Below are 26,351 nucleotides of genomic sequence, written 5' to 3'. Positions count from 1 at the left end.
ACGGGCCGTTCTCCCCTCTATGCGCCACTTCGTCGTCCACGGCCACGACGCCCCCACGACGGCCGACTTCGACCTCGCCGATCTCGCCGGCGGCGCGGGTCGCCTCGACGTCCTCTGCCGGTGCGTCAACGCCGCGGTGTTCCTCTCGCACGGCATCCGCGAGGCGTCCGCGTCTCGCTCGTCCTCGCCGACGCACTCACCGTCCGCTTCGAGGGGAGCGACCTGCGCTATCTCAACCCCGACGAGCGCAACATCGCGGGGATGCTCCGCAAGGCCATCGACGCCAAATCACGGGCCATCGGCCACCGCGAGGCCGAACCCTCGCCCGGCGTCCACGTCTCCAAGCGCGGCTTCGAGCCGACCGTGGAGGCCGCCGCGCGCGACGGCACCGTCGTTCAACTCCACGAGGACGGCGACCCGCTCGCGGACGTCGAACCCCCGACGGATCCGGTGTTCGTCCTCTCCGACCACCGCGACTTCACGGACGCCGAGCGCGCGCTCCTCGCGGACGCGAGCGACGAACGCGTCCGCGTCGGTCCCGAAGTGCTCCACGCCGACCACACCATCACGGTCGCGCACAACTACCTCGACACGGACGGCTACACGAACTACTGACCCCCGCCCTTTCGGAAGCGTTAAAGGCGACGCGACCCACCATTCGAGTGCGGGCCGGTGGGGTAGCTTGGTATCCTTCGGCCTTCGGGTGGCCGTAACCGCGATTCGAATTCGCGCCGGCCCACTACCTTTCCCGCACTCAACGAACGCCGAGCGACAGCGAGGCGTTCCGAGTGGGGGACGTCGTGTCGCCAAGCGGATTCGAGCCAGCGAGACGATCGCGCGATCATCACGTGGGATCGCGACGTCGCCCTCCTCGTCGAGGCGGTCGGCCACCGGCGGAACGTCTCCGGCCGACGTTTGCCGCCTTCGTGATCCGATTGTCGCGTCGCGGACTCGAACCGGTCTCGCTCCCCGGGGAGTCCGGGTTCGTCGGGGTCGGATCGCGTCGGTCCCTGTCGGACTCGACCGCAGAGATGTCACTGAGCCGTCTCTGTGGCGCGCGTGTCTCTCGTACACCGTAACAAAGCTTTCGCGGAAGTCACTCCCCGACTTCGGCCATCTACTTTAAGTTTCCTGACGGCGACACTCCATCTAGACGCCGATCACGCCAGCAGAAAGGATCCGTGTAGGCATCGAGGCCCCCGCCTTCCGGCCTACACGTCAAGAGTCGTGAGACTCCTATATCACTTCTGCGGCCACGTTCGGCGGACCAACCCATGAAAGAAAGCATCACGAAGCTCGTGTCGGACGACCGTGCCGTCTCACCCGTCATCGGGGTCATCCTCATGGTCGCGATCACTGTGATCCTCGCGGCCGTGATCGGTACGTTCGTCCTCGGACTCGGTGGGAATCTCCAGCAGAACGCGCAAGCAGGAGTTTCGGTGGATTCCGGAAATTCTACTGGTTATGTATCTGTCACCCCGACATCGTTCGGGCCGGATACTGATAGTGTTGCATGTATACACAATGGGGACTGGGTGAACAGCACCTCCACTATTGGCGCTTCAATTCTATGTAACGAAGGGAGCAATATCGTTGCGTCCGGCGATGGAGTCTCCAATAGCACGATCCGGACTAACGTCACCGCCTGAAGCGCGCTCTCACTAGCGAACCGTCATCATTTCTCTTGAAACGGGCGACGGGACAACCGACGCAGAATCTCGTACAGATACGGGAGACGAATCGCTCGGTGTCTCATCGCCGGAAGTCGACTGCGTTTCCCGGGTCGCGCAGTGGATGAGAATGCCGGTGGGTGTCGATGCGCTATCTCCTGCGGAGACGGCACGGACTCTCGGATGGGAGTGGACCGCGAGATCGCGTCGCGGTCGCTGACGCGAACGCTTTTTCGCCCGCCGCGCCAAGCGTCCGCGAATGCCGATCGAGCGGTTCCTCGCCCGAATCGAGGGGGCACGCGCGACGTCGCCCTCCTCGTCGACGACGTCGCGACGTCCATCGCGCGACACCTCTGAGCGGAACGCGAGACGTATCCGCGTTCGTCACCTCCCGGGCGTATGACCGCGAGCGACGACGTCGAGGCGGAGCTGACGGTTCCGGTGCCGACCGCGGACGCCACCGTCGCGGAGCGCGATCGCGTCGTCGCCGCCGTCCGCGAGCACGCCGGGCGATTGGCGCGCGAACTCGCTCGCCTGAAGGGCGGCGACTACGGCCGTCGGACCTTCCGCGTCGAGGGCGGTGAGTGGACGCTGAAGTACGAGGCCGGCGACCTCGACTTCCTGCGATTCGAGGGGCGCTCGGGTCTCGACGTCTACGTCGTCTCGACGAAGACCGATCCGGACGTGCGCGATCTCGCGAGCGCGATGGCACACTACGACGCGTTCGTCGCGGCGTTCGTCGACTACGTGGAGTCGCTGCGCGGCGTCCTCGACGGCGTTTCGATCGCCGTCCCGGACGTCGCCTCGACGGGCGAGGTGGCCGCGGAGCGGGACCGGATCGTCGCCCGGATGCGCGACGCCGCCGATCGGATGGCCGCCGAACTCCACCGCGTCGAACCGACGGAGTACGGGACGTTCGCGGCGACGGTCGAGGGGACGCGCTGGGAACTCAAGCGCGAGGCCGATCGGGCGACGTACGTCCGCGCGGGCGGCGAGGGCGGCGTCTACCTCGTCTCGCAGTACGCCCCGCCGTCGCCCGGCGACGTCCGCGCGTACGCGTCTGCGTTCCGCGGGTTCGTCGAGACCTATAACGCGGAGGTGCGCGAACTCGGCGACGCGCTCGACGGCGTCGAACTCTGATCGGCGAACCGTAACGGCGAGGGGGGCGGCGACCGATCTCGCGAGCATGAGCGACGAGTCCGACGGCGCGGATCTCGCGTGGGAGTCGATCGATAGCGACGTCGCCTACTCCTGCCCGGGGTTCGACGTCGTCCACGAGCGCGTCGTCCTGCCGGACGGCACCGAGAGCGACTACGATCACCTCGACGAACCCCCCGCGGTCGTGATCCTGCCGTTCACGCCCGACGGCGACGTCGTCGTCATCGAGGAGTGGCGACAGGCGGTCGGCCGGGTGAATCGCGGGCTTCCCGCCGGAAGCGTCGAACCCGACGACGCCGACTTCGAGCGCGCGGCGCGCCGCGAACTCCGCGAGGAGACGGGCTACGAGGCCGACGATCTCACCGCCCTGACGGCGCTCGAACCGTCGAACGGCGTCACGAACACCGTCCACCACTACTTCGCCGCCGAGGGGTGTACGCCGACGGCGAGTCAGGACCTCGATTTCGACGAGGCGATCGACGTGGGGACGACGCCGTACGACGCGCTGTACGAGTCGGTGCGCGACGGCGATTGCCGGGACGCGCGCACCGCGCTCGCCGTGCTCTACTACGAGACGCTCGGTCCCGCGTCCGAGACCGCCCGCTCGTGACCGCGCGCCGATAGCCGTTCTCGTTCTCCCGTGATCCATCGCGGCCGGTGAGCGACGGCGTCGTCGCGTCCGCGGCACCCCTCTCGCGATCATATGGCATTTCTGAGAACTCATCGAGAACTATCTCCAATTATTTTGCGTATATCTGGATCTATAATTGAAATATTGTAGATCATTTCAATAGATATTTATTCGGGTGAGAGTGAGTCGGTGACACGCACATGGTTGCAGCACTCCCACCGATAACCGCGTTCGCCGTCGGCGTCGCCGTCGTCGTCCTGCTGCTCGTCGTCTGGGACCTCCCGGCGTTCGTCGGCCTCGTCATCGCGGCCCTGCTCGTCGGTACGACAAACGCCTACTTCCTCCCGGACGTCGCGTTCGGGAACGTCCCCGGTAACGTCGCGACGGCGTTCGGGAACAACATGGCCGGCATCGGTATCCCCATCCTGATGGCCGCCATCATCGGGAAGTCGATGCTGGAGTCGGGCGCCGCCGACCGCATCGTCCGCTCGTTCCGTTCCACCCTCTCGGATGAGAACGTCGACTTCGCGCTCTGGGGGAGTTCCTCCTTCCTCGCGATTCCGGTGTTCTTCGACAACGTCTTCTACCTGATGGCGCCGCTCGCCCGCTCGATGCGCGCGCGCATCGGGAAGAACTACGCGCTCTACCTCGTCGTCGTCGGTGCCGGTGCGGCGACCACGCACGTCTTCGTGCCGCCGACGCCCGGCCCGCTCGCCGTCGCCGATCAGCTCAGTCAGGGCGGCCAATCGATCCTCGGCACGACCATCGTCGTCGGTCTCGCCACCGCGATTCCGTCCGCGCTCGTCGCCGGCATCGTCTACGGGCGCTTCCTCAACGCACGCATCGACATCCCGCTGCGCGACGCGATGGGCACCTCCGCCGAGGAACTCGAGGAGCGCGCGCAGCGCGAATCCGACGCGCTTCCCAGTTTCGCCGAGTCCGGTCTCCCCATCGCCGCCGCCATCGTCCTCGTCGCCTCCAACACCATCGTCAGCTCCTTCGGCGACGCTATCCCGTCCTGCAGAACTACGCGCCGCTCACCTCCTTCGTCGGCGACGCGAACTTCGCGCTGACCGTCGCCGCCCTCCTCGCCGCGCTCACCTACCTGCGGATGGACGACTTCCCCCGACAGGTCTGGCAGGACGAACTCACCGACGCCCTGCAGAACGGCGGCAATATCGCGGCGATCACCTGCGCGGGCGGCGCGTTCGGCGCGATGCTCGCGGCGTCCGGCATCGGGACCTTCCTCGCCAATCAGCTCGCGGACATCGGCATCGGGCTGCTCATCACCGCGTGGCTCATCGCCGCCATCGTCCGCATCGCGCAGGGTTCGGCCACCGTCGCGATGCTCACCACCGCCGGCATCATGGCGCCCCTCGTCCCCCAGCTCACCGTTCATCCCGCCTATCTCGTCATGGCCATCGGTGCCGGCGGGAACATCTGCTCGTGGTACAACGACTCCGGCTTCTGGCTCGTGAAGGAGATCGGCGGTCTCACGCAGGCCGAGACCATCAAGACGTGGACGGCGCTCACCACCATCATCTCCGTCTCCGGTCTCGTCGCCGTCCTCGTCTACTCGACGCTCTTCCCGCTCGCGTAGTCGCGGACGCCGGCGCACAACACAACCCTTAGCCGTTCTCCGCGCGAAGCCCGCCCAATGAGAGACGTCTTCGAGATCCGGGCGCAGGACGCCGGCGGCCGCGTCGGCGACCTGCACGTCCCGCGGGCGGGCGTGACCGTCGAGACGCCCGCGCTCCTCCCCGTCGTCAACCCGAACGTCATCACGGTCGACCCCGCGCGCTTCGCCGAGTTCGGCGCCCAGATGCTCATCACGAACTCCTACATCATCAAGCGCGACGAGGCGCTCGCGTCGCGCGCCCGCGAGGAGGGTCTTCACGACCTGCTCGGCTTCGACGGCGCGATCATGACGGACTCGGGGTCGTTCCAGCTCTCCGAGTACGGCGAGATCGACACGGACACCGAGGAGATCCTGCGCTTCCAGCGCGACATCGGGAGCGACGTCGGGACGCCCGTGGACATCCCGACGCCGCCGGACGTCGATCGCGAGCGCGCCGAGGAGGAACTGCGCACGACGCAGGAGCGCCTCGAACTCGCGGAGACGGTGGACGTCGGCGACATGCTCGTCAACGCGCCCGTGCAGGGATCGACGTACCCCGACCTCCGCGAGGAGGCCGGCGAGCACGCGTACGGCACGGATCTCGACGTCTTCCCGGTCGGCGCGGCGGTCCCGATGATGAACGACTACCGGTACGACGACGTCGCGCGCGCCGTCGCGGGCGCGAAACGCGGCTTGGGGAGTGACGCCCCCGTCCACCTCTTCGGCGCGGGCCACCCGATGATGTTCGCGCTCGCCGTCGCGCTCGGCTGCGACCTCTTCGACTCCGCGGCCTACGCCCTCTACGCCCGCGACGACCGCTACCTCACCGTCCACGGCACCGAACAGCTGTCCGACCTCCGTCACTTCCCCTGCGCGTGTCCGATCTGCACCGAGCACACCCCCGAGGAGGTGCGCCGGATGCCGGACGCCGCCCGCGAGGAACTGCTCGCCGAGCACAACCTCCACGTCTCCTTCACCGAGTTGCGGCGAGTGAAGCAGGCGATCCGGGACGGCGACCTGCTCGAACTCGTCGAGGCGCGCGCGCACGCCCACCCGCGTACCCTCGACGGCTACCGGGCCTTCCTCGATCACGCCCGCCAGTACGGGGCGAGCGATCCCGCGAGCAAGGACACCTTCTTCTACGCCTCCGCGGAGTCCGCGCGTCGCCCCGAAGTGCTCCGACACCGCGAGCGCCTCGAACGACTCTCCCCCGAAGGGCACGTCCTCCTCACCGAAGGACCGCGACACGACGGATTTGATGAGTGCTGGTACGTGAAGCCGCCGTTCGGGCCGTATCCGCGCGACCTCTCCGAGGTCTACCCGCTCACCGCCGAGACCCCGACGAACATGGACCGCGAGGGGTACGAGGCGGCCGCGAAGGGCGTCGCGCGCCTCGCGGGCGAACACTCGGACGCCGACTTCACGCTCGCGCACGAGTCGTGGCCCGCGGACGCCCTCGACTACGTGCCGCCGCGCGTCGCGACGGTCGACCTCGCCGAGGACCTGCTGACCGGTCCCGAGGAGCAGACCGAGTAGGCTCGGTCGGACGAGCGAACGGCGGAGCCGTGAGCGGATCGCCTCGTAGAGCCGACCGACCGAGCGCGATCCGTGCGAGACGAGCAGACGGGGACGCGCAACGCGGCGGCGCGAAACGCGACGCGCTAAGGCAAGACCCTTCCTTTCTCGCCCCCCACAGTCGCCAATGACCGACTACTTCGAGGTCCACGAGCGGGACGCCGCGGCCCGCATCGGCGAGCTGCGCCTCGCCGACTCCGTGACGACGCCGTGTCTCGCGGACGACGTCGTGACGGACGCGGGGAGCCTCTGGAACGCCGAGCGCGAGGTGCCCGAGGGCGACGAGTCGCGGGTGACGATCCTCCCCCACCGGGGCTTCCCGCGCGGCACCGCCGCCGAAGTACAGGAGTCCTTCGCGGTCGAGCACCCCGACGTCGACTACCCGAGCGGCGTCGTCGTCTCGCCCGACACGGCGGCCGATCACGGCGCGGACGTCTACGTCGTCTCGGGCGCGCCGGGGTTCGTCGGCCACGCGAGTTCGTTCCGCGACGCCGTCCTCGACGTCCGCGACGCCGTCCCCGACGACACCGCGCTCTACCTCTCGGGCGTCGCAACGCCGTCGAACGTCGCGACGCTCGTCTACGCCGGCGTCGACCTCGTCGACGGCGACCGGGCGGTCGTCCGCGGGACGCAGGGGCGCTACCTCACGACCGAGGGCGAACACGACCTCGCCGACCTCGACGAACTGCCGTGTGCCTGTCCGGCCTGCCGGCAACCGATCGCCGAGTTCGACCGCGAGGACTGCGTCGCGCACAACGTGAACGCCCTCGAAGCCGAGCTCGCACGCGTTCGCGGGCGCGTCCGCGACGGCCGCCTGCGCGACTACGTCGAGGGGCAGGCCCGCCACGAGGCGTGGACGACCGCGGCGTTCCGCGAGTTCGACCAGCAGTGGGGGTACGTGGAGGAGCGCACGCCGGTCGAGCGCGACTCGCTCCTGTTGTCGGCCAGCGAGGACACCCTGCGACGCGTCGAGATCCAGCGCTTCGCCGAGCGCGTGACCTCCCGGTACACGCCGCGTCTCGACGACTACCCGCTCCTCCTCGTGCCGTGTTCGGCGCGCAAACCCTACTCCGACTCGCAGAGCCACCGGCAGTTTCAGGACGCGGCGAGCTATCGGGGCCACGTCGTCTCGATGACGTCGCCGATCGGCGTCGTCCCGACCGAACTCGAACTCACCTACCCCGCCCAGCACTACGACTCGGTCGTGACGGGCGACTGGTCGGCGACCGAGATCGAGTTCGTCTCCGAAGTACTGGGACGCTACCTCGACCGGGCGGACTACCCGCGGATCGTCGCGCACGTCCCGACCGAGGGGTATCGCGAGATCGTCGAGCGCGCGACCGCGGAGCGCGACATCTCTGTCACGTACACCGTCGAGGACCACCCGACGACGGACGAGTCGCTCGGCGAGCTGAACGCCGCCCTGCAGGGCGAGGACCAGATCTGGGTGCAGGAGCGGGAGGCCGCGACGCTGCGCGCCGTCGCGGACTACCAGTTCGGCGACGGCGCCGGGGATCGGCTGTTCCCCGCGGACGACTTCGAGCTTCAGGGGCGCTACCCCAAGTTGCAGGCGCTCGACGGCGACGGCGAGCAACTCGCGGCGCTCGTCCCGCAGTACGGCACGCTCTCGCTCTCGCTCGCGGGCGCGCGGGCGTGGGACGCCAGCGACGTGCCGACGAAGCGCGTGGAGATCGACGCGTTCGTCCCGCGCGGGAACGTCCTCGCGCCGGGCGTCGTGTCCGCTGACGACTCGATCAGACCGGGCGACGAGGTCGTCGTCGAGGGCCCGGAGGCGTTCGCGGTCGGGCGCGCGACCGTCCACGGGTCGGCGATGGCGGACGCGACGCGCGGCGTCGTCGTGGACGTTCGACACAGCGAGGAGCGGTGACCTCGGCCGATCTGCACCCGATTCCGGACGCCGCGTGCCGACGAATCCCCCTCCCGTTCGAAGCGATCAACGCGCTCCTCGCGCGCATCGCGGACTACTTCCGAGGGAAAGAGCGCGCCCTCGGTCGGCAGTACGAGCGCGCGCTCGACGCCTCGGACGGCGTGGTCCTGTTCGCCGACGTGGACTTCTGGGACCGGGCGGGAGATGCGCTCGGATTCACGGACGCGGAGACGGCGGCGGTGCAGCGCGCCCACGAGACCACCCTCCTGCTCGCCGGCGACCGCGAGGACCGGCGCGCGGAGTTCGAGACGGCGCTGGACGTGCGGACCGCGGTCGTCCTCGGGCGCTGACTACCCGGTGAGGCGCGACGCCAGCATGCCCTCGTGGGCGATGGCGAGCGTGCCGACGCCCGGCACTCGACTCCATGGGACCATACCGCCCGGACGACCGACGCCGGCAAGAACCCTCCCGCCGGCGTCGCATCGCACCGATCCGTTCCGCGCCCCACCGCCCTGCCCCACCGCTCCGCCCTGCCCCACCGCCTCGCCCCGCACCTCGACGCGACTCCGTGACCTTCACCGTGCCCCGAATCGAACGTCCGCCATGGAACGCGATGCGCTCGTCCGCGGAGTCCGGGATTCGCTCCCGATCCTCCTCGGCATCGTCCCGTTCGGCCTCGTTTCGGGAGTCGCGGCGACCGACGCAGGACTCTCCGTCGCGCAGGCGATGGGACTCTCCGTCTTCGTCTTCGCGGGCGCGTCGCAGCTCGCCGCGCTCTCGCTCGTCAAGAGCGGCGCGCCCTTCCTCGTCGCCGCCGCGACCGCGGTCATCGTCAACCTCCGCATGGGGATGTACTCTGCGACCCTCGCCCCCTACTTCCGGGAGTACGCGGCGCGCTGGCGCGCGATCATGTCGTACCTCCTCGTCGATCAGCCTTCGCGCTCGCGCTCTCGGCCTATCGGGACTCCGACGTCGATCGCCGCTGGTACTACCTCGGCGTCGCGGCGACCCTCTGGGCGGTCTGGCAGGTCGCCACCGCCGTCGGCATCGTCGTCGGCGCGAGCGTCCCGTCGTCGTGGGGGCTGAGCTTCTCCGTCCCGCTGATCTTCCTCGCACTCCTCGTCCCGATGATCGAGGACCGCCCGCGCGCCGTCGCGGCCGTCGTCGCCGCGGTCGTCGCCGTCTACGGCGCCGGCTGGCCGCTCAACCTCGGCCTGCTCGCCGGCGCCGTCTGCGGGATCGTCGCCGGCCTGCTCACGGGGGCGCGATACCGGTGACGACCTACGACGCGCTCACGACGTGGGCGCTCGTCGCCGCCATCGCCGTCCCGACGTTCCTCGTGCGCTTCTCGTTCATCGGCCTGCTGGGCCGCGTCGGCGAACTCCCCGACTGGGCGGAGCGCGTCCTCGCGTTCGTCCCCGCCGCCGTCCTCGCCGCGCTCGTCGTCCCGAAGGTCGTGACGCTCCAGCCGACGCTCGTCGGCACGTTCGGGCACGCGAAGATCGTCGCGGCCGTCGTCGCCGTCGGCGTCGCCTACTACACCGAGGACGTCCTCGCCACCATCGTCGTCGGGATGGCCGTCCTCTGGGCGATCCGCTTCGGTCTCCCGCTCCTCGCGTGACCCGGCGGCACCTCCTCGTGCTCGCCCTCGCCCTCTTCGTCGCCGTCGCCACGCTCCTCCCCGGCGCGAGCGCGCCGACGGCCGGTGGATTCCCGTGGGACAAACTCCTGCACGCCGCGGGCGGCGCCGCGCTCGTCCTCGCCGGCGCGTGGGCGCTCCGCCGCGACGATGCCCGGGCGCTCGCCGTCCTCGCTCTCGCCGCGGCGCTCTACGGCGGCGGTCTCGAACTCGCGCAGGCGCTCGTCCCCTCGCGTGATCCCGCCGTCCTCGACTTCCTCGCCGATGCCGCCGGCGCGTCTCTCGGCGCGCTCGGCGCCCTCACGGCCAGTCCGGATCCGTGACTGCCCGCTCGCTCTCGGGACCGTCGCATGCGGCCAATCGGGCATCGACGGCGGCGAAGAAGTCGTTCGCGACGCGCGCGACCGCCGACTCGACGGGGCGCCGACCGTACGTCGCGAGCGGGCCGCCGACGTCCGCCGCCGCGCGCCACGTGACGCGACAGCCCTCATCGTCGCGCTCGTCGACGGTGAGCGTCGCCTCCATCGACGCCTCCGCGTCGTCCCCGCCGATATCGCCCTCGATCGCCATGTCGGGGTAGTCGCGCTCGGTGACGGTGACGCCGACGTCGATCTCGACGCCGACGTTCCGCACGCTCGCGCCGACCGTCGCGTCGTACTCCTCGCCGAGCGAGACGGTGCGCGCGTCGCGCGTCGCCTCGTCGGCCGCGAGCAGGCGGGCGAGCGACCCCACCGGGAGATCGCGCCCGTCGGCCGGTTCGAGTCCCGTGCACTCCGGGAGTTCGTCGCGGGTCGTCACCGGATCGGAGAGAGTGACCCAGACGGCCTTCGGGGTGGCCGCGAACTCGTGCTCGACCGTGACGGCGGTCGACAGCGACTCGGACATGCGCGGGGTGACTCGCGCCGCCCGCGTAAGCGTTATCGCCGCCGCGTCGGGGTCGATCGCGGGGACCGCGGGGGTTTTACGCGCGCCCGGGCTTCTACGTGGTAATGAGCAAGCCCTCCCCCGACGTGTACGAGCAGGGGCGCGGGATGGACGCGCACAATCAGGTGATGCGCGAACTCCGCGCGGAGAAAGGCACCAAGGAGTACGATCCCCACGAGCCGACGCGGGTGTGGCTCGACGAGGACAACACGCCCGACGGCGTCTATCAGAGCCTCACCATCATCCTCAACACCGGCGGCTGTCGCTGGGCGCGCGCCGGCGGCTGCACGATGTGCGGCTACGTCGCCGAGTCCGTCGAGGGCGGGAGCGTCGGCCACGACGCCCTGATGGACCAGATCGACGCCTGCCTCGACCACGAGGCCGAGGAGGCCGACGAAGAATCCGGCCTCGTGAAGATCTACACCTCGGGGTCGTTCCTCGACGAGCGCGAGGTGCCCGCCGAGACCCGGCGGGCCATCGCCGACACGTTCGCCGACCGCGAGCGCATCGTCGTCGAGAGCCTCCCCGACTTCGTCGAGGCCGAACGCGTCTCCGACTTCACGGACGTCGGCTTGGAGACCGACGTCGCGGTCGGCTTGGAGACCGCGACGGACCGCGTGCGCCACGACTGCGTGAACAAGTACTTCGACTTCGCGGACTTCGAGGACGCCGCCGCCGAAGCGCGCTCCGTCGACGCGGGCGTCAAGGCCTACCTCCTGATGAAGCCGCCCTTCCTCTCGGAGGCCGAGGCCATCGACGACATGAAGCGATCCATCGAACGCTGCGCCGCCGTCGAGGGCGTCCACACCGTCTCGATGAATCCGACGAACGTCCAGCGCTACACGATGGTCGACCAACTCCACTTCCGCGGGGGGTATCGCCCGCCGTGGCTCTGGTCCGTCGCGGAGGTCTTGGAGGACACCGCCGAGGCGGACGTCATCGTCGTCTCCGATCCCGTCGGCAACGGCTCCGATCGCGGCCCGCACAACTGCGGGGAGTGCGACGACCTCGTCTACGAGGCCATCAAGGACTTCGACCTCCGGCAGGACCCGAGCGTCTTCGGTGAGGTCGAGTGCGAGTGCGAGGCGACCCACGAGGCCGTCGTCGAGCGCGAGGCGAGCTACAACCTCCCGCTGGCGGAGTAAGCGCAGTCGTTCGCACGGTTTCTTCATTCTGATCTTCTCTTAAAAATGGAGGGGCTGAAGCGGTACGTAGGTGTGCGACCTTTTCCTGCGCTCGCCTTCGGCTCGCTGGGAAACGCTCGACCAAAAGCCTGCGAGCCTCCCGTTGTCTGCGGGCGACACATGAGTCGCCCGCAGGACCGAGGGACGGCTATCTTTCTTCGAGGAGAGAATCCCGGCCTTCAGGCCGGGTGTGAATCCGACACCTCCGAGATAATCCATCGTCGATAGCAAGTCGGATATTCTACGCCAATCGAGCCATTAAATAGCAGTAGTTACAGAGGCTATGTATGGCGGTTGGGGTCACACGGACTTACGTTGGTTCCATTCGGAACCACCGGCAGGTCTGCGATGGCCTCGACTCGCTCGGAGACTCCGCCTCGAAAATCTGGAACGTCGCACGATGGACAGCCGACCGTATCTGGAACGCAACAGGCAAAATCCCAGACGAAGGGTCGCTCAAATCGTATATGAAGAACCAGTCGTGCTGGAAAGACTTGAACGCACAATCCAGTCAGAAAGCCATTGAAGAACTTTCCGACGCTTTCCAGTCGTGGTTCGACCTGCGGCAGAAGGACGACACGGCGAATCCACCCGGCTACCGCAAACACGGCGACACACGCCCTAAGAGTACAATCACGTTCAAAGAAGATGGGTTCAAACACGACCCCGAGAACAACCGCGTCCGACTCAGCAAGGGGTCGAACCTCAAAGAGTATTGGTCGGACTTCCTGCTCTGCAAGTATCAGACCCGCCCGGACGTTGACCTTGGAGAAGTCAATCAGGTACAGAACGTTCGCGCCGTCTGGAACGGCGATGAGTGGGAACTGCACTTCGTCTGCAAGGTCGAACTTGAAACGAACGACTCCGTAGGCGGCGGAGTGGCAGGCATTGACCTCGGCATCACGAACATCGCCACGGTCGCGTTCCCTGCCGAGTACGTCCTCTACCCCGGCAACTCGCTCAAGCAGGACAAACACTACTTCACCCGAGCAGAGTATGACACCGAGGGTGAGAACGGCCCCTCGAAGAAGTCGATGTGGGCACGTAGGAAACTCACAGAGCGGGAGACGCACTTCTACCACGTTCTCACGGACGCCATCATCACCGAGTGTGTCGAACGCGATGTTGGAACACTCGCGGTGAGTTGGCCAGAAGACGTTCGTGACTCTGACTGGGGCAAAACGGGGAACAAGAAACTGCACTCGTGGGCATTCGACCGTATCTACCAGTACCTCGACTACAAAGGCGAAGAACGCGGTGTCGAGGTACTGAAGGAAAACGAGTGGGACACCTCGAAGACCTGCTCGCGGTGTGGCGATGATACGAAGACGAACCGCAAGCACCGTGGCTTGTACGTCTGCTCGTCGTGTGCGTTGGTCGGGAACGCGGATTGTAACGGAGCGGAGAATATGCGCCAGAAGATAACTCCGAGTCCTCACGGCGAGGATAGGAGTAACGGCTGTGTGTCACAGCCATCGACATACTTGTTCGACCGCGAGAGCGGGACATTCCAATCGAGAGAACAGGTCGTGTCGTGAACCGGCAAATATCCCACCTGCGGCACGGGAAGCCCCGGCGTTTACGCTGGGGAGGATGTCACGAGGGCCCGGTTCAACTCGTCAAGGCATTCGACTTCGTCAAGTCTGTCGAAAATCGGTACCAGTTCTCTGGGTGATATTTGCTCCCGTCCATAATATCGCGGACGCGCCTATCGGTCAGTACAGATACGGTGCTGATCGGCTGTTTCATCCCCTGATCTGAATGAAGAAACCTATTGGCAACTACTGATAACGCGATTTCTTCGGGATCTCGAACTCCCGAGCGGGAGCGACCGTGAGAGCGCACCGTGTGGCGGCCCCAAGCCGTATACTCGGCCCGCGAGTCGCACCGCCCGATGGACGCCCGTCACGCCCTTCTCGGTGAGCGCGACGTGCAATACCGTCTCGCGGTCACAGTTGCCGTCGCGTTCGCCGTCTCGTTTTTCGCCTCCGTCGCCTACTGGCGGTCGAGCGCGGCCTACACGGTGGGCGCGAACACCATGGGCGGGGCGGTCCTCATCGTCGCGCCGCTGTTCGCCGTCGCCGTCCACTACTACGGGAACAGTGTCCTCTCCACGCTCGCGGCGGCGCTCGTCTCGCCGGTCGCGTCGCTGCTCGCGCGCGCGGCGCTCGGTACGTGGTCGGCCGTTGGCGGCGCACGCCGGGAGTTCCTCCTCACGTCCCTCCCGACTGTCGTCGGTCTCGGCATCGGCGTCGGTCTCGCCGCCGTCGTCGCCGGGACCGCGCTCCGCCGATGGACGCCACCGAGCGAGCGTCCCCCGTCGGTGCGGTTCTTCGGGCCACCCGAAAGCCGCCGCCGAGCGCTCGCCGTCATCGTCGCCGCCGCCGTCCCCGCGGCCGCGTTCACGCTCTGGTCGTACGCCACCTACCCGACCTACCAGCCCCTCGCGTACGCCGTGTTCGGCGTCCCGGTCGCGGCGCTCGTCTACTCCCGCTGGCGCGCGCTCGCGCTCGCGTGGCTGAGCGACGCCGCGGTCGTCTTCGGACACGCCGCCGCGATCGCGCTCGTCCGCGCCGACCTCGACTACGTCGCCGACCCCGGTCTCCTCGTCCCCGCGCTCACCACCGCGCTCGCCCTCGGGACGCTCGCGGCGGCCGTCGCCATCGCCCTGCGAGAACTGCGCGCGGTCGTCGGCCGTCGTTTCGGGACGCCGTCGTAGCCACTCAGAGGGGTGGTCCGGGAAAACTGGGTCGGAGCGAACTCCGACTTGCTCGCGTTCGCTAGCGCTCACGCGAACTGGGGTAGACGGAGTCTGCCGTGCTCGCGTAACTGGCTCTGCCAGTTACGCGAACCCCTCCAACACGCCCTGTCCGTCCGTCCCGCCGAGCAGCGGCAGCGCGGCGCGTTCGGGGTGGGGCATCATGACCGCGACCGTCGCCGACTCGCCGACGATCCCCGCGACGTTGCCCGTCGAGCCGTTCGGATTCGCTTTTTCAGTAATGTTTCCCTCGGCGTCGCAGTAACGGAAGAGCACGCGGTCGTCGTTCTCTAACTCCGCCAACTCCGCGTCCGGGATCTCGAAGCGCCCCTCGCCGTGCGCGATGGGGAACTCGACGACGTCGCCCTCCTCATAGGCGCGCGTCCACGGCGTTTCGGCGTTCTCGACGCGGAGGTGGACGTGCTCGCACTGGAAGCGCGCGGAGGCGTTCGTCGTGAACGCGCCCGGCGTCAATCCCGCCTCGCAGCCGATCTGCGCGCCGTTGCAGACGCCGAGGACCGGAACCCCGTCGTTCGCGGCGTCGCGCACGTCGTCCATGATGGGCGAGCGCGCGGCCATCGCGCCCGCGCGGAGGTAGTCGCCGTAGGAGAAACCGCCGGGGAGGACGACGCCGTCGGCGTCCGCGGGGAGACCGTCCTCGTGCCAGACGATCTCGGCGTCGAGACCGACCGCTTCGAGCGCGCGGACGGCGTCGCGATCGCAGTTCGACCCGCCGAAGCGAACGACGGCGATCATTCGCGTTCCGTGACGTCCACGTCGTAGTCGTGGATCGTCGGGTTCGCGAGCAGGCGCTCGGCCATCCCCTCGGCGCGCTCCGCCGCGCGCTCGGCGTCCGCGGCGTCGAGGTCGAGCTCGAAGCGGTCCGTCGATCGCAGCGCCTCCAGTTCGAAGCCGAGGCGTTCGAGCGCGTGCTTCGTGGTCTCGGCCTCGGGATCGAGGACGCCGCGCTTGAGTCGGACGGTCACCGTCGCGGTGTAGGCGCTCATCGCCCGTGAGTGCGTGACCGTGGTCAAAAAGGCTTCTGAAACGACGAGGTGTTACACGTTCGTGTGGCTCCCCGTCGATTCGAAGACGGGGTCCTTTTCACCGCGCGTCACGTCCCACACGCTGTATGTCTGCGTTCGACACCGATCGGAGGTGGTCGCGATGACGAGCGAGTTCGCCGAGATCACCGTCGTCGGAGGAGACAAGACGGGAATCGTCGCGAACGTCACCTCCTCGCTGTTCGAGCGCGGAATCAACATCGAGGACATCGATCAGGCGGTCCGCGACGGCGTCTTCCGGATGACGCTGCACGCCGACATCTCCGAGATGGTGTGCACTCGCGACACCCTCCGGGACACCCTCGACGACATCGCCGCCGACCTCGGCGTCGACGTCACCGTCCGCTTCCCCGACGAGGACGTCGCGCGCGGGATCGCGCTCCTCGTCACGAAGGAGTCTCACCCCGTCGAGTACATCTTGGAGCGCCGCGACGAACTCGACGCCGAGATCCGCGTCGTCATCGGCAACCACGACGACCTCGAACCGATCGCCGCCGAACACGACGTCCCCTTCTACGACGTCGGCACGGAGTCGGGCAAACCCGACGAGGACCGGATGCTCGACCTCCTCGACGAGCACGACGCCGACTGCATCGCGCTCGCGCGCTACATGCGCATCCTCAGCCCGGACGTCGTCTTCCGCTACGAGGGTCGGATCATCAACGTCCACCCGAGCCTCCTCCCGGCCTTCCCCGGCGCGGAGCCGTACCGGCAGGCGCTCGACGCCGGCGTCCGCATCGCGGGCGTCACCGGCCACTACGTCACCACGGACCTCGATCAGGGACCCATCATCGCCCAGCGCGCCTTCGACGTCCCCTCGGACGCCGACCGCACCGACCTGAAAGCCCGCGGGCAACCCTTAGAGGCCGAAGTGCTCTTCGAGAGCCTGCGCCTCCACCTCAACGACGACGTCGCCATCCACCGCGGAGCGGTCGAGTTCCGCGGCGACGAATCCGACTACCAACTCGGTCTCTCGCCCGCCGCGCGCGAGGCGAACCCGCGCGAGCCGACGGACGAGTCGCTGGAGACGGAGCGCCCCGAACCCGTCGAACCGAACACCGACGACTGATCCAGACGCCGCTTTTTGACCGCGCGCCCGGTACTCGAACCGGTGCGGTCGCGGCGACGTCCCCACCGCGAGTACAGAGTGCTCGCCGGCGTTTTCACGAAACGAACGTCACTTCGAAGCGCCGGACGTCCGCGTCGTAGAAGGCGTCCGCGAGGTCGTCGGCGTCCGCGGGGACGACGCGTCGCGGGACGGTCGCGGAGAGCGACGCGACGTCGAACGGGTAGGGATCGAGGCGGAGCGTCGCCGGTCCGACGGGCGTCACGTCGATGGTCGCGGTCTCGTCGCCCGCGACGGGGACGGGACCGATCTCCGCGCGCTCGAAGCGGGCGTTGTGACAGACGTAGAGCGAGAGGGAGTCGAGCACCTGCAGGAGGAGATACCCCTTCCAGAGGTCGCTCCGGATCGCGCCCGCCGGCGCGCTCCCGTCCGCGTGGAGGTCGTCGAGCAGGTCGCGCTCGCGCTCCGGGAGGTCGAGCGACGCCGCGAGCTCGTCCTGATAGGCCTCTTGGCGGTCGACGAACACGCCGTACGGGTCCCGATCGCTCAGGTCGAGGATCTCGGTGCGAACGCCGTAGCCGCCGCGTCGCAGGCCCGCGGCGTGCAGCGAGACGAGCAGGCCGGCGTAGCGATCGATGTCCGCGACGACCTCGACGCCGCGCGTGTAGAAGTCCGTCCAGTCGTCGCCGTCGACGGCCACGAAATCCACCGGCTCGCCGTCGTCGTCGACGCGCGGGCGACAGTCGTGATCGCTCCACCCCTGATCGTGGGATTCGGCGGCGACGAGCAGCGGCACGCGCGGTGACGGAACGGCGCACTCACCGGCACCCCAGTGGCGCGCGAAGCGTCCGGAGAGCGCCGCGTGGTCGGTCTGGGTGACGAATCGGTAGCGCCCACCGGCCTCGGTGACGATCATGGCGGCCGTTGGTGCGCCGCGCACAAAGAGGTGGCCCGCGGTCGGCGAGCGTGGACGCACCCGTCGCGCGGCCGAAACGGCTACCCGGACGCCGATCACACCCCTTGGCATGGCCGCCGACGATCCCGTCGTCCTCGTCTCCCTCCTCTGGGGCGTGCTCGGCATCGCCGCGGGGGCGCACGCGGCGACGCACGAGCGCAACGGCCCGTTCTGGTTCCTCGCCGTCGCGCTCACCGGAGTCTTCGGCGCCGCGGTGTACGCGTTCCTCGTGCTGGTGGGTCGCGACGACGCCGACGCCGTCGACGTGGACGAACCGGTGACGATGACGGAGGGGAACTAGAGGTCGCGAACGGCGTCCACGGCGGCATCGATCCCGGGCGCGTCGAACCACTGCGTTCCCGTGTAGGCGTTCGTGCCCGCCCGGTACAGGTCGGCGACGGTCTCGATCACGTCCGCGGGGAGGTGATCGGGCGACGTCCCGCAGAGTTCGCGCCAGTCGGCGATACCGCGCTCGTTCGCCTCGGCCTTCGCGTCGCTCACGGCCTCGACCCACGTCGGATCGAACGACCTGTAGAACTGCCGGACGACCTCCTTCGAGACCTGTTGGTCCCGGTAGGCGAAGCGGTTCTCGTCGAACGTCCCGACGACGTCCGCGACGACGACTTCGCCGTCCACGTACGCGCACTCGATCTTCCCGTCCTGATGCTCGAATCCCGCCTCCTCGGCGCGCTCGGTGACGACGTCGTTGACGCGTCGGGCGAGCGATTCGAGGTCGGCGACGGCGGCGTCGCCCGCGATCCGATCCGCCTCTTCGAGACCGACGTAGCGGTCCTGCTCCTCGTACTTCGTGGAGAACTCGACGACGGGGTCGGCGAGCGCGACGGGTTCGGCCGGCCACTCGGCGAGATCGAGACCGTAGTCCGCGGGCGACCCGCGCGAGCGCAGGCTGGAGCCGACCGGGACGGTGTTCCGGAAGACGATTTCGAGGGGGACGACGTAGTTCGATCCCGCCTCGTCGTGGAAGGCGTCGTAGTCGTAGTCGCCGTCCGCGAAGGGGAGGTCCGGCACCTGCACGAGGTCGATGGCCATCTCCGTCGGCGCCGCGCCCGCGGCGTCGAGATCGACGATGCGGTCGGCGTCGCCGGCGCCGACCACACCGCGGTAGTGCGTCGGGACGCCCGCGGCTTCGAGCAACTCGAAGTTGTACGCGCCCATCGTGCAGAGCGCCGCGCCCTTCTCGGGGATCGTATCGGGCATCTTTCCCCAGTCGAAGACGCTGTAATCGTCGGTGAACGCGAACCGACCGCGGCCGGGCGCCTCCCGGGTCGGGGCTTCATCGACCCGGAGGTCCTTGACGCTCGTCATACCACCCCTGCGTCGCCCGACGACTAAGGGGTTTCCATCGACGTGCCCACCGCGACTTCGATTCGCGCTGAGATATGCACGTCTGTGCTTCGATCGTTCCACCGGCCTTTATGCTCTCACGCGCGCCACCGACGGGTATGGTAGCAGATCCGACGCTGGCGGAACTCACGGAGTGCGGCGTCGTCGCCGTCATGCGCGGCCTCGAACCCGAGACGCTGATCGAGACCGGCGAGGCCCTCCGCGAGGGCGGCGTCACGACCATCGAGGTCACCGCGGACTCGCCCGGCGCGATCGACGGTATCGACGCGCTCGCCGACCACTTCGAGGGCACCGAGGTGCACGTCGGCGCGGGCACGGTCATCGACGAGGAGACGGCGAACGCCGCCCTCCGCGCCGGCTCGGAGTTCGTCGTCTCGCCGTCGCTCCACGAGGCGGTCATCGAGACCTGCAATCGCTACGGCGTCGCCTCCTTCCCGGGGATCATGACGCCGACGGAGGCCGTCTCGGCCATCGAGGCCGGCGCGAGCGCGGTGAAGGTCTTCCCCGCGAAGTCCGTCGGTCCGGCGCACGTCGGCGCGCTCAAAGGCCCGCTCGGCCAGCTCGACATCGTCCCGACGGGCGGCGTCGGCCCGTCGAACGCACAGGAATATATCGAGGCGGGCGCGTCGCGGTCGGCGCCGGCGGGTCGCTCATCGACGAGGACGCCATCGCGGCCGGCGACTTCGAGGTCATCACCGAGAACGCGGAGGAGCTCGTCGCGGCCGTGGAAGAAGGACGCGATTCGGAGTGAGCGACAGCGAGCGAGAATCGCGACGAAGCGAACGCTGAGCGGTAGCGAGGCGTGAGCAGGCGTCGTTCGGAGGAGCTCGTCGCGGCCGTGGAAGAAGGACGCGATTCGGAGTGAGCGACAGCGAGCGAGAATCGCGGCGAAGCGAACGCTGAGCGGTAGCGAGGCGTGAGCAGGCGTCGTTCCTCGTCGTTCGCTCACGCTCACTCCTCCGAACGACGGAAACGCGAACGGGGAGCGGGGTCACGAACACCGCGTCGTCCGGCGTCGGACTTATGTCCGAGAGCGCCGGAGCGTGTGGCATGTACGCCGTCGTCGGGTGTAGCGACTGCTCGATGCTCTGGGTGGTCGAGGGGCGCCCGGAGCGGACGGAGTGCCCGCGCTGCGGGACGTCGAAGGCCCACGCGAAACGCAAGAAGTTCGTGACGACGGAGGACCGCGCGCACGCGGCCGAGGTGCGCGCGTCGATGCTGGCGAACCGCTCGGGGCACGGCGAGGCGTTCGCGGCACTCGACTCCTACGCCGAGATGGGCGAGCGCGCGGACGAGGACGTGGTGAGCGACGACGAGTACCTCGACGCGGCGGGCGTGGACGCCGACGAGGCGCGCGACGCGAACGAGCGGGTATCGTCGGCTGGTGGCTCCATCTCTCGACGGGAGCGCGTGGTCGAGGCGGTCCGCGAACTCGACTCGCCCACGGCGGACGACGTCGCCGCGTACTGCGAGGAGCACGGCGTGAGCGAGTCGTACGCCCGTGAGGCTCTCGACCGACTCGCGCGGCGCGGCGAGGCCACGGCCGACGGCGGCGTCTATCGCCTGCTCTGAGCGATCGAGCGGGAAGGCTTACGGTGATGGGTTCGATACGGCGACGTATGAGCGAACGGCCGATACACGTCTACGTGCGGGCCGCTTCGGTGCTCGTTCTCCTCGTCGGTCTCGTCGCGTCGGCGGCGCTCGACTTCGGCGGCGCCCCGCTCGGGGCGCTCCTCATTGTCGTGTTCCTCGGGTACACCGCCGCGGACGTCCTCGCGGGCGAGCGTCGCCGCGGGGCGGGCATGGCCGTCGTGACGGTCGGGTACGCGGCGTTCGCGATCGGTGACGTCGTCGGCGTCCCCGCGCTCTCGTGGGTGGGAATCGCCGTCGGTCTCCTCGCGGGGGCCTACGTCCTCCTGCTCGGTCTCGGCGTGGACGTCGTCGAGCGCGCGCGGCGCGTCTGACTTCGGGTTCCTCAGCGCCCGAGTTCCTCGTGCGCGCTGGAGAGGTGCCGGGAGGCGAGCGCGGCGAGGAGGGAGAGTTCGCCCGCGAGCGCGCCCGCGGCGATGACTTCGGCGAGTTCGTCCGCGTTGCTCCCGGCGGGGTCGCCGCCGCCGCGAACGCCCAACACGTCGAGGGCCTCGGCCTGCGTCGGGAGCGTCGTCCCGCCGCCGACGGTGCCGACTTCGAGGCTCGCGAGGTTGACGGAGGCGTACAGCTCGCCCTCCCTCGCCTCGACGGTCGTGATGCAGTTCGCCCCTTCCACGACCTGCGCGGCGTCCTGCCCCGTCGCGAGGAAGACCGCGGCGACGACGTTCGCGGCGTGGGCGTTGAAACCGAGGCTTCCCGCCTTCGCGCTCCCCACGAGGTTCTTCCGGGTGTTCACCTCGGCGACGGCCTCGGGCGCGACGCCGAAGCGCTCCTCGACGACGTCGCGGGGGACGCGGACGTCCGCGGTGACGGTCCGGCCGCGCCCCTCGACGGCGTTGATCGCGGCGGGCTTCTTGTCCGCACAGAGGTTGCCCGAGAGCGCGACGAGGCTCGCGGGCGTTTCGGCCTCGACGACCTCGCAGGCGGCGCGGGTCGCGATCGTCGCCATGTTCATCCCCATCGCGTCCGCGGTGTCGTAGGCGAAGCGGAGGTAGACGTTGTCGCCGACGACGTAGTGGGTGACGTCCTCCAGCGTGCCGTGGCTCGTCGTCGCCTCGGCGGTCTCGCGGAGTTCCTCGACGTTCTCGTCCACCCAGCGCGCGACCTCCGCGCCCTCGGTGACGTCGGCGACGCGGAAGACGGGCGCGCGCGTCATGCCGCGCTTCGTCACGCGGGCGTTCGCGCCGCCCGCGGCCGTGATCGCCGAACAGCCGCGGTTGATCGAGGCGACGAGCGCGCCCTCCGTCGTCGCGAGCGGGAGGTGGTAGGAGTCGGAGGCGGCGTCGCCGTCGACGGCGAGCGGGCCGGCGACGCCGAGCGGGAGTTGCGTCCCGCCGACGAGGTTCTCGACGTTCGCGTCCGCCGCCGACTCGGGGTCGAAGGCGTAGTCGCCGGTGACGTCGAGGGCGGCGCCGGTCTCGCGTTCGAGGAGGCGACGGCGGGCGGCGGCGGCGGTCGCGGCGTCCGCGTGGTCGTCGAGTTCGTAGAGCCGGAGGTCCCCCTCCCGCACTCGCTCGGCGAGCGCCTCGGCGTCGGCGTCGGCGTCCGTGTCGGTCATGGCACACGGTCTGCGAGCCACCCCCCTATGCGTATCGGTGCGTACTTCCCCCGCCCGTCGGTAGGGCGGCGTATGGCTCGTCTCGACGCGACGACCGTCTTCCGCGCGGTGCTCGGCTGTTTCGTCGCCGCGCCGGTCGGCTACGCGCTGATCGCACCGCTCGCCCCGCCGGGCCCCGCCGGATCGATCGCGTACGGTCTGCCGGCCGCGGCGCTCGTCGGTCTCGGTGGTGCGCTCTGGGCCGTCCGGCGCGCGATCGCGCCCCGCCGGCTCGCGCGTGCGCTCGTCGCCCTCTACATCGCGACGTTCGCGGCGCTCGTCGCGATCCAGACGGTCGCGAGCGCGACGGTCGGCTGGATACGCGGCCCGTGGGCGGGCTACGCGGCGCTCGCGATCGGTGCGCTCGTCGCGTACGCCGTCGCGCTCCGGTCGTCGATGACGTAGCGCGGGGGGTTCCCGAACGTTCTTCCCGCCGCCGACCCCCCTATTCGCGTATGCACGCGGACGCGGACGTCGTCTTCGTCGGCGGCGAGGTCTACACGCTCGGGGAACCGGACGAGACGTACGACGCCGTCGCGGTGCGCGACGGCCGAATCGTGCGACTCGACAGCGACTACGAGATCGAGTTCAGCGTCGGCGTCGAGACGGACGTGATCGACCTCGACGGGCGCACCGTCCTGCCGGGGTTCGTCGATTCCGCCGCCACCCTCGCGGACGACGACGGAGCGGAGGCGACGCGCGCGTCTCTCCGCGCGGCCGCGGAGCGCGCGAACGAGCGGGGCGTCACGGCCGTCCACGACGCCGTCGTGCGTCCCGACGTCGCAGGTGCCTATCGCGATCTGGCGGCCGACGGCGCGCTCTCGCTCCGCGTCGCCCTCGTCCACGGGCACGCGGCGCTCGACGCGCTGGAGACGCTCGGCGCGCGCACGGATCACGGGAGCGAGCGCGTGCGGACGGGCGCGCTCTCCGTTCCGGCCGTCGACGAGACGGGGGACGACGGCGACGCGATCACGCCGGCCGTGCGGCGCGACGTCTGCCGGCGAGCGGACGACGCGGGTCTCCGGATCGCCGCGCGGGCCACGCGTCCCGATGCGATCCGGGGCCTCCTCGACGACTACGGGGGCGTGACGGCGGATCCGGGCGCGTCGCGACACCGCGTCATCGACGTGCGCGAGGTGACGTCCGCGGTGGCGTCGCGGCTCGCGGATCTCGGTGTCGTCGCGGTGACGGCCGACGGTGACGCGGCGGCGACGCTCCTCAATGCCGGCGCGCGCGTCGCGTTCGGCGGCGGTGGGGATGGAGGGGTGTTCGATCCGCTCGCGGCCGTGAACGCGGCGGTCGAAGACGGTGTCTCGACGACGGCGGCGCTCCGGACGGCGACGGCCGGCGGCGCGTACGCGGGCGGCGACGAGGGGCGATTCGGGACGCTCGCGACCGGTCGCGCGGCCGACTTCGTCGCGCTCGATCGCTCGCCGTGGGACGCCGACTCGATCGCCGACGTCGACGTCGCGATGACGGTCGTCGGCGGGGACGTCGCGTACGACGCGCGCTGAACGCCGCCCTCACCCGCCGTCGAGCGGAACGACGAGTCGGATAGACGGCAGTCGAATCCGAGTTCTCCGAACCCGCCCCCGTGAGAGGTGCGGCTCTCGCATTCAGATTTTGAAGACAAAAGTTTTTCACAGACACATCTGTATGACGATAGTAGGACAGTAATCACATATGGTCCAGATGGAGACGACAGAGGTCGATAGCGAACTGAGTCTGTTCAAATACGGGGGCCTCGAAGCGCTCCCGTCCGACTACCGCGGACTCTCAGAGGAAGAACGCACACAGCGCATCGCGGCGGCGCGCGAGACGCTCGGCGACGACGTCCTCGTCCTCGGGCACAACTACCAGCGCCGCGAAATCGTCGAGCACGCCGACCACATCGGAGACTCCTACCAATTGAGCGAGCACGCCGCCGCGAGCGACGCCGAACACGTCGTCTTCTGCGGCGTGACGTTCATGGCGGAGAGCGCGGACCTCCTCACGGACGCGGAGCAGACGGTCTATCTGCCGTCGATGGAGGCGTCCTGCCCGATGGCGGGGATGGCCGAAGCCCTTCAGGTGGACGCGGCGTGGGAGCGCATCACGGACGCCACCGAGGGCGACGTGATTCCCGTCACCTACATGAACTCCTACGCGGACCTGAAGGCGTTCTGCGCGGAGCACGGCGGTCTCGTCTGCACGTCCTCGAACGCCGACGACGCCTTCGAGTGGGCGCTCAATCGGGGCGAGACGGTGGTGTTCCTCCCGGACAAGCACCTCGGGCGGAACACCGCGAACGCGATGGGTCTCGGCGGCGCCTCCGTCGAGTTCGACCCGTGGGCCGAGGAGTCGAGCGGCGACGTCGGCGACGCGGACGTCGTCCTCTGGGACGGATACTGTCAGGTCCACGAGCGATTCACGGCCGACCACGTCGCGGACGCCCGCGACGCCCACCCGGACGCGACGGTGGTCGTCCACCCCGAGTGCCGGCCCGAGGTCGTCGCCGCCGCCGACGAGACGGGGAGCACGGCGACCATCACCGAGACCGTCGAGGACGCCGCCGACGACGAGACGGTGGTCGTCGGCACCGAAATCCACCTCGTCGAGCACCTCGATAGGTGGCACGAGACGGACGTCGTCGCGCTCTGCGGCGACGCCTGCATGGACTGCAACGCGATGCGGCAGGTCGACCCGAACTACCTCACGTGGATACTGGAGGAGCTCGCCGCCGGCCGCGAGCACAACGTCGTCAGCGTCGACCCGGACGTCGCCGCGAGCGCCGAAACCGCCCTCGACAGGATGCTCGACCTATGACGCGCGTCCTCGTCCTCGGGAGCGGCATCGCGGGGTGTAGCGCGGCGCTCGCCGCCGCCGAGACGGGCGCCGACGTGGTGCTCGCGACGAAAGCCACCCGGCCGGAGGAGACGACGACGCACTGGGCGCAGGGCGGCGTCGCCGTCTCGCGCGACGACCCCGAGGCGTTCGCCGCGGACGTCGTCGAGGCGGGCGACGGCCGGTGTGACGCGCACGCCGTCGACGTCCTCGTCCGGAACGCCGACGACGCCGTGCGCGAAGTGCTCGTCGAGACGCTCGACGTGCCGTTCGCCGACGACTACGGCCGCGAGGCGCCCACTCCGAGGCGCGCATCCGGCACGTCGGCGCGGAGACCGGCAAGCACGTCCTCGCGCCGTTCCTCGCGCACCTCGACGACCACCCGGACGTGACGATGCTGGAGGACACCGCGGCGCTCGAATTGCTGACGGAGGAGGGCCGCGTTCGCGGCGCGCTCCTCGACCGGCCCGACGGGACGGGGGAGGCCGTTGTCGCGGACGCCACGGTGCTCGCGACGGGCGGCGTCGGCGCGTGCTTCCCGCGCTCGACGAATCCGGACACCGCGACGGGCGACGGCCTCGCGATGGCGGCGCGCGCCGGCGCGGACCTCGACGACCTCGCGTACGTCCAGTTCCACCCGACGGCGACGGTCGGCGAGGACCCCCTGCTCGTCAGCGAGGCGGTGCGCGGTGCCGGTGCCGTGTTGCGCACTGCCGACGGCGAGCGCTTCATGCCCGACGTCCACGACGACGCCGAACTCGCGCCGCGCGACGTCGTCGCGCGCGC

Annotated in this window: 25 protein-coding genes, 1 tRNA gene and 6 pseudogenes; 25 read left to right on the top strand and 7 right to left on the bottom strand. The window is 69.4% G+C overall.

What is annotated here, in order from left to right; translation table 11 throughout:
• The first annotated feature begins 19 nt into the window (after positions 1-19).
• The 10 genes and pseudogenes from trmY (at position 20) to AOZ13_RS04765 (ending at position 8,890) form a co-directional block, all read left to right on the top strand.
• Positions 20-615: pseudogene (gene trmY, locus AOZ13_RS04805) on the top strand (tRNA (pseudouridine(54)-N(1))-methyltransferase TrmY).
• A gap of 51 nt (positions 616-666) precedes the next feature.
• Positions 667-739: transfer RNA gene (locus AOZ13_RS04800), tRNA-Pro, on the top strand.
• Between the two features lie 89 nt (positions 740-828).
• A pseudogene (locus AOZ13_RS15640) lies at positions 829-930 on the top strand (type II toxin-antitoxin system RelE family toxin); the annotation flags it as partial.
• A gap of 344 nt (positions 931-1,274) precedes the next feature.
• Complete coding sequence (locus AOZ13_RS14830; RefSeq protein WP_021779968.1) at positions 1,275-1,649, top strand: type IV pilin; 375 nt, start codon at positions 1,275-1,277, stop codon at positions 1,647-1,649.
• Positions 1,650-2,069: 420 nt separating this feature from the next.
• The gene (locus AOZ13_RS04790; RefSeq protein WP_020222102.1) at positions 2,070-2,810 is read left to right on the top strand and encodes a hypothetical protein; all 741 of its coding nucleotides are present in this window, start codon (positions 2,070-2,072) and stop codon (positions 2,808-2,810) included.
• Between the two features lie 46 nt (positions 2,811-2,856).
• Entirely contained in the window at positions 2,857-3,438 is a 582-nt protein-coding gene (locus AOZ13_RS04785) for an NUDIX hydrolase (RefSeq protein ID WP_020222103.1), read from the top strand.
• Between the two features lie 221 nt (positions 3,439-3,659).
• Positions 3,660-5,059: pseudogene (locus tag AOZ13_RS15635) on the top strand (GntP family permease).
• Positions 5,060-5,116: 57 nt separating this feature from the next.
• Positions 5,117-6,613 carry a tRNA guanosine(15) transglycosylase TgtA gene (tgtA, locus tag AOZ13_RS04775; RefSeq protein WP_020222133.1) on the top strand — a complete coding sequence of 499 codons (1,497 nt, stop codon included), beginning with the start codon at positions 5,117-5,119 and terminating at the stop codon, positions 6,611-6,613.
• 166 nt (positions 6,614-6,779) lie between these two features.
• Positions 6,780-8,540 carry an archaeosine synthase subunit alpha gene (gene arcS / locus AOZ13_RS04770; protein WP_020222132.1) on the top strand — a complete coding sequence of 587 codons (1,761 nt, stop codon included), beginning with the start codon at positions 6,780-6,782 and terminating at the stop codon, positions 8,538-8,540.
• Positions 8,537-8,890, top strand: coding sequence for a hypothetical protein (locus AOZ13_RS04765; RefSeq protein WP_020222131.1), 354 nt, complete (start codon positions 8,537-8,539; stop codon positions 8,888-8,890). Before arcS ends, AOZ13_RS04765 begins: the two co-directional genes overlap by 4 nt.
• Here AOZ13_RS04765 and AOZ13_RS13840 read toward each other — a convergent pair whose 3' ends face one another.
• Positions 8,891-9,079 (bottom strand): hypothetical protein, encoded by a 189-nt coding sequence (locus AOZ13_RS13840; RefSeq protein WP_148286752.1) that lies wholly within the window; start codon positions 9,077-9,079, stop codon positions 8,891-8,893.
• Between the two features lie 64 nt (positions 9,080-9,143).
• Here AOZ13_RS13840 and AOZ13_RS04760 point away from each other — a divergent pair.
• From AOZ13_RS04760 to AOZ13_RS04750, 3 genes and pseudogenes are all read left to right on the top strand, one after another.
• A pseudogene (locus AOZ13_RS04760) lies at positions 9,144-9,817 on the top strand (AzlC family ABC transporter permease).
• Positions 9,814-10,161, top strand: a complete 348-nt coding sequence (locus tag AOZ13_RS04755; protein WP_020222989.1) for an AzlD domain-containing protein — start codon at positions 9,814-9,816, stop codon at positions 10,159-10,161. Before AOZ13_RS04760 ends, AOZ13_RS04755 begins: the two are co-directional and overlap by 4 nt.
• Complete coding sequence (locus AOZ13_RS04750) at positions 10,158-10,502, top strand: VanZ family protein (RefSeq protein ID WP_021779963.1); 345 nt, start codon at positions 10,158-10,160, stop codon at positions 10,500-10,502. Before AOZ13_RS04755 ends, AOZ13_RS04750 begins: the two co-directional genes overlap by 4 nt.
• On the opposite strand, the gene AOZ13_RS04745 is transcribed toward AOZ13_RS04750, so the two are convergent.
• On the bottom strand, positions 10,480-11,064 hold the full coding sequence (locus AOZ13_RS04745) for a CoxG family protein (protein WP_021779962.1): 585 nt from the start codon (positions 11,062-11,064) through the stop codon (positions 10,480-10,482). The two genes, AOZ13_RS04750 and AOZ13_RS04745, sit on opposite strands and share 23 nt — an antisense overlap.
• 104 nt (positions 11,065-11,168) lie before the next feature.
• On the opposite strand from AOZ13_RS04745, the gene AOZ13_RS04740 reads away from it, so the two are divergent.
• The 3 genes from AOZ13_RS04740 to AOZ13_RS04730 all read left to right on the top strand — a co-directional run bounded on the left by AOZ13_RS04740 (position 11,169) and on the right by AOZ13_RS04730 (position 15,006).
• The gene (locus tag AOZ13_RS04740) at positions 11,169-12,248 is read left to right on the top strand and encodes an archaeosine biosynthesis radical SAM protein RaSEA (RefSeq protein ID WP_049933843.1); all 1,080 of its coding nucleotides are present in this window, start codon (positions 11,169-11,171) and stop codon (positions 12,246-12,248) included.
• A 326-nt stretch (positions 12,249-12,574) separates the two neighbouring features.
• Positions 12,575-13,825 carry an RNA-guided endonuclease InsQ/TnpB family protein gene (locus tag AOZ13_RS04735; RefSeq protein WP_044957300.1) on the top strand — a complete coding sequence of 417 codons (1,251 nt, stop codon included), beginning with the start codon at positions 12,575-12,577 and terminating at the stop codon, positions 13,823-13,825.
• A 356-nt stretch (positions 13,826-14,181) separates the two neighbouring features.
• A complete protein-coding gene (locus AOZ13_RS04730) occupies positions 14,182-15,006 on the top strand; it encodes a hypothetical protein (RefSeq protein WP_021779959.1) in 825 nt (274 codons plus the stop codon).
• A gap of 123 nt (positions 15,007-15,129) precedes the next feature.
• Here AOZ13_RS04730 and purQ read toward each other — a convergent pair whose 3' ends face one another.
• Positions 15,130-15,801, bottom strand: coding sequence for a phosphoribosylformylglycinamidine synthase I (gene purQ, locus AOZ13_RS04725; protein ID WP_021779958.1), 672 nt, complete (start codon positions 15,799-15,801; stop codon positions 15,130-15,132).
• Positions 15,798-16,052, bottom strand: coding sequence for a phosphoribosylformylglycinamidine synthase subunit PurS (gene purS, locus AOZ13_RS04720; protein ID WP_020221632.1), 255 nt, complete (start codon positions 16,050-16,052; stop codon positions 15,798-15,800). The genes purQ and purS overlap by 4 nt, the downstream gene beginning before the upstream one ends.
• Before the next feature lie 160 nt (positions 16,053-16,212).
• On the opposite strand from purS, the gene AOZ13_RS04715 reads away from it, so the two are divergent.
• A complete protein-coding gene (locus AOZ13_RS04715) occupies positions 16,213-17,178 on the top strand; it encodes a formyltetrahydrofolate deformylase (protein ID WP_049933849.1) in 966 nt (321 codons plus the stop codon).
• Between the two features lie 94 nt (positions 17,179-17,272).
• Here the strand turns inward: AOZ13_RS04715 and AOZ13_RS04710 are convergent, their stop codons facing one another.
• Positions 17,273-18,091, bottom strand: coding sequence for a DUF3891 family protein (locus AOZ13_RS04710; protein ID WP_020221634.1), 819 nt, complete (start codon positions 18,089-18,091; stop codon positions 17,273-17,275).
• Positions 18,092-18,200: 109 nt separating this feature from the next.
• On the opposite strand from AOZ13_RS04710, the gene AOZ13_RS04705 reads away from it, so the two are divergent.
• Entirely contained in the window at positions 18,201-18,431 is a 231-nt protein-coding gene (locus AOZ13_RS04705) for a hypothetical protein (RefSeq protein WP_020221635.1), read from the top strand.
• On the opposite strand, the gene AOZ13_RS04700 is transcribed toward AOZ13_RS04705, so the two are convergent.
• Positions 18,428-19,456: a phosphoribosylaminoimidazolesuccinocarboxamide synthase gene (locus tag AOZ13_RS04700; protein ID WP_020221636.1), complete on the bottom strand. Its 1,029-nt coding sequence runs from the start codon at positions 19,454-19,456 to the stop codon at positions 18,428-18,430. The genes AOZ13_RS04705 and AOZ13_RS04700 overlap by 4 nt on opposite strands.
• Positions 19,457-19,593: 137 nt before the next feature.
• Between AOZ13_RS04700 and AOZ13_RS04695 the strand changes: the two are divergent.
• The 3 genes and pseudogenes from AOZ13_RS04695 to AOZ13_RS04685 all read left to right on the top strand — a co-directional run bounded on the left by AOZ13_RS04695 (position 19,594) and on the right by AOZ13_RS04685 (position 21,459).
• Positions 19,594-20,246: pseudogene (locus AOZ13_RS04695) on the top strand (bifunctional 4-hydroxy-2-oxoglutarate aldolase/2-dehydro-3-deoxy-phosphogluconate aldolase).
• Between the two features lie 299 nt (positions 20,247-20,545).
• The gene (locus tag AOZ13_RS04690; protein WP_020221638.1) at positions 20,546-21,067 is read left to right on the top strand and encodes a DUF5817 domain-containing protein; all 522 of its coding nucleotides are present in this window, start codon (positions 20,546-20,548) and stop codon (positions 21,065-21,067) included.
• 47 nt (positions 21,068-21,114) lie between these two features.
• On the top strand, positions 21,115-21,459 hold the full coding sequence (locus tag AOZ13_RS04685) for a hypothetical protein (RefSeq protein ID WP_020221639.1): 345 nt from the start codon (positions 21,115-21,117) through the stop codon (positions 21,457-21,459).
• 11 nt (positions 21,460-21,470) lie between these two features.
• On the opposite strand, the gene hmgA is transcribed toward AOZ13_RS04685, so the two are convergent.
• Positions 21,471-22,703: a hydroxymethylglutaryl-CoA reductase (NADPH) gene (gene hmgA, locus AOZ13_RS04680; protein ID WP_021779955.1), complete on the bottom strand. Its 1,233-nt coding sequence runs from the start codon at positions 22,701-22,703 to the stop codon at positions 21,471-21,473.
• Positions 22,704-22,775: 72 nt separating this feature from the next.
• Between hmgA and AOZ13_RS04675 the strand changes: the two genes are divergently transcribed.
• The 4 genes and pseudogenes from AOZ13_RS04675 to AOZ13_RS15630 all read left to right on the top strand — a co-directional run.
• Positions 22,776-23,147 carry a hypothetical protein gene (locus AOZ13_RS04675; RefSeq protein ID WP_021779954.1) on the top strand — a complete coding sequence of 124 codons (372 nt, stop codon included), beginning with the start codon at positions 22,776-22,778 and terminating at the stop codon, positions 23,145-23,147.
• A gap of 50 nt (positions 23,148-23,197) precedes the next feature.
• Positions 23,198-24,256 carry an amidohydrolase family protein gene (locus tag AOZ13_RS04670; protein WP_021779953.1) on the top strand — a complete coding sequence of 353 codons (1,059 nt, stop codon included), beginning with the start codon at positions 23,198-23,200 and terminating at the stop codon, positions 24,254-24,256.
• A 178-nt stretch (positions 24,257-24,434) separates the two neighbouring features.
• Positions 24,435-25,547 carry a quinolinate synthase NadA gene (gene nadA / locus AOZ13_RS04665; protein WP_021779952.1) on the top strand — a complete coding sequence of 371 codons (1,113 nt, stop codon included), beginning with the start codon at positions 24,435-24,437 and terminating at the stop codon, positions 25,545-25,547.
• Positions 25,544-26,289 (top strand): annotated as a pseudogene (locus AOZ13_RS15630) (FAD-dependent oxidoreductase); the annotation flags it as partial. The gene nadA and the pseudogene AOZ13_RS15630, both read left to right, overlap by 4 nt.
• Positions 26,290-26,351 lie beyond the last annotated feature (62 nt).

Source organism: Halarchaeum acidiphilum MH1-52-1, from assembly GCF_000474235.1.
Taxonomy (GTDB): domain Archaea; phylum Halobacteriota; class Halobacteria; order Halobacteriales; family Halobacteriaceae; genus Halarchaeum; species Halarchaeum acidiphilum.
The sequence above is the reverse complement of the archived record's forward strand: the minus strand, read 5'-3'. Positions and strand labels throughout refer to the sequence as shown.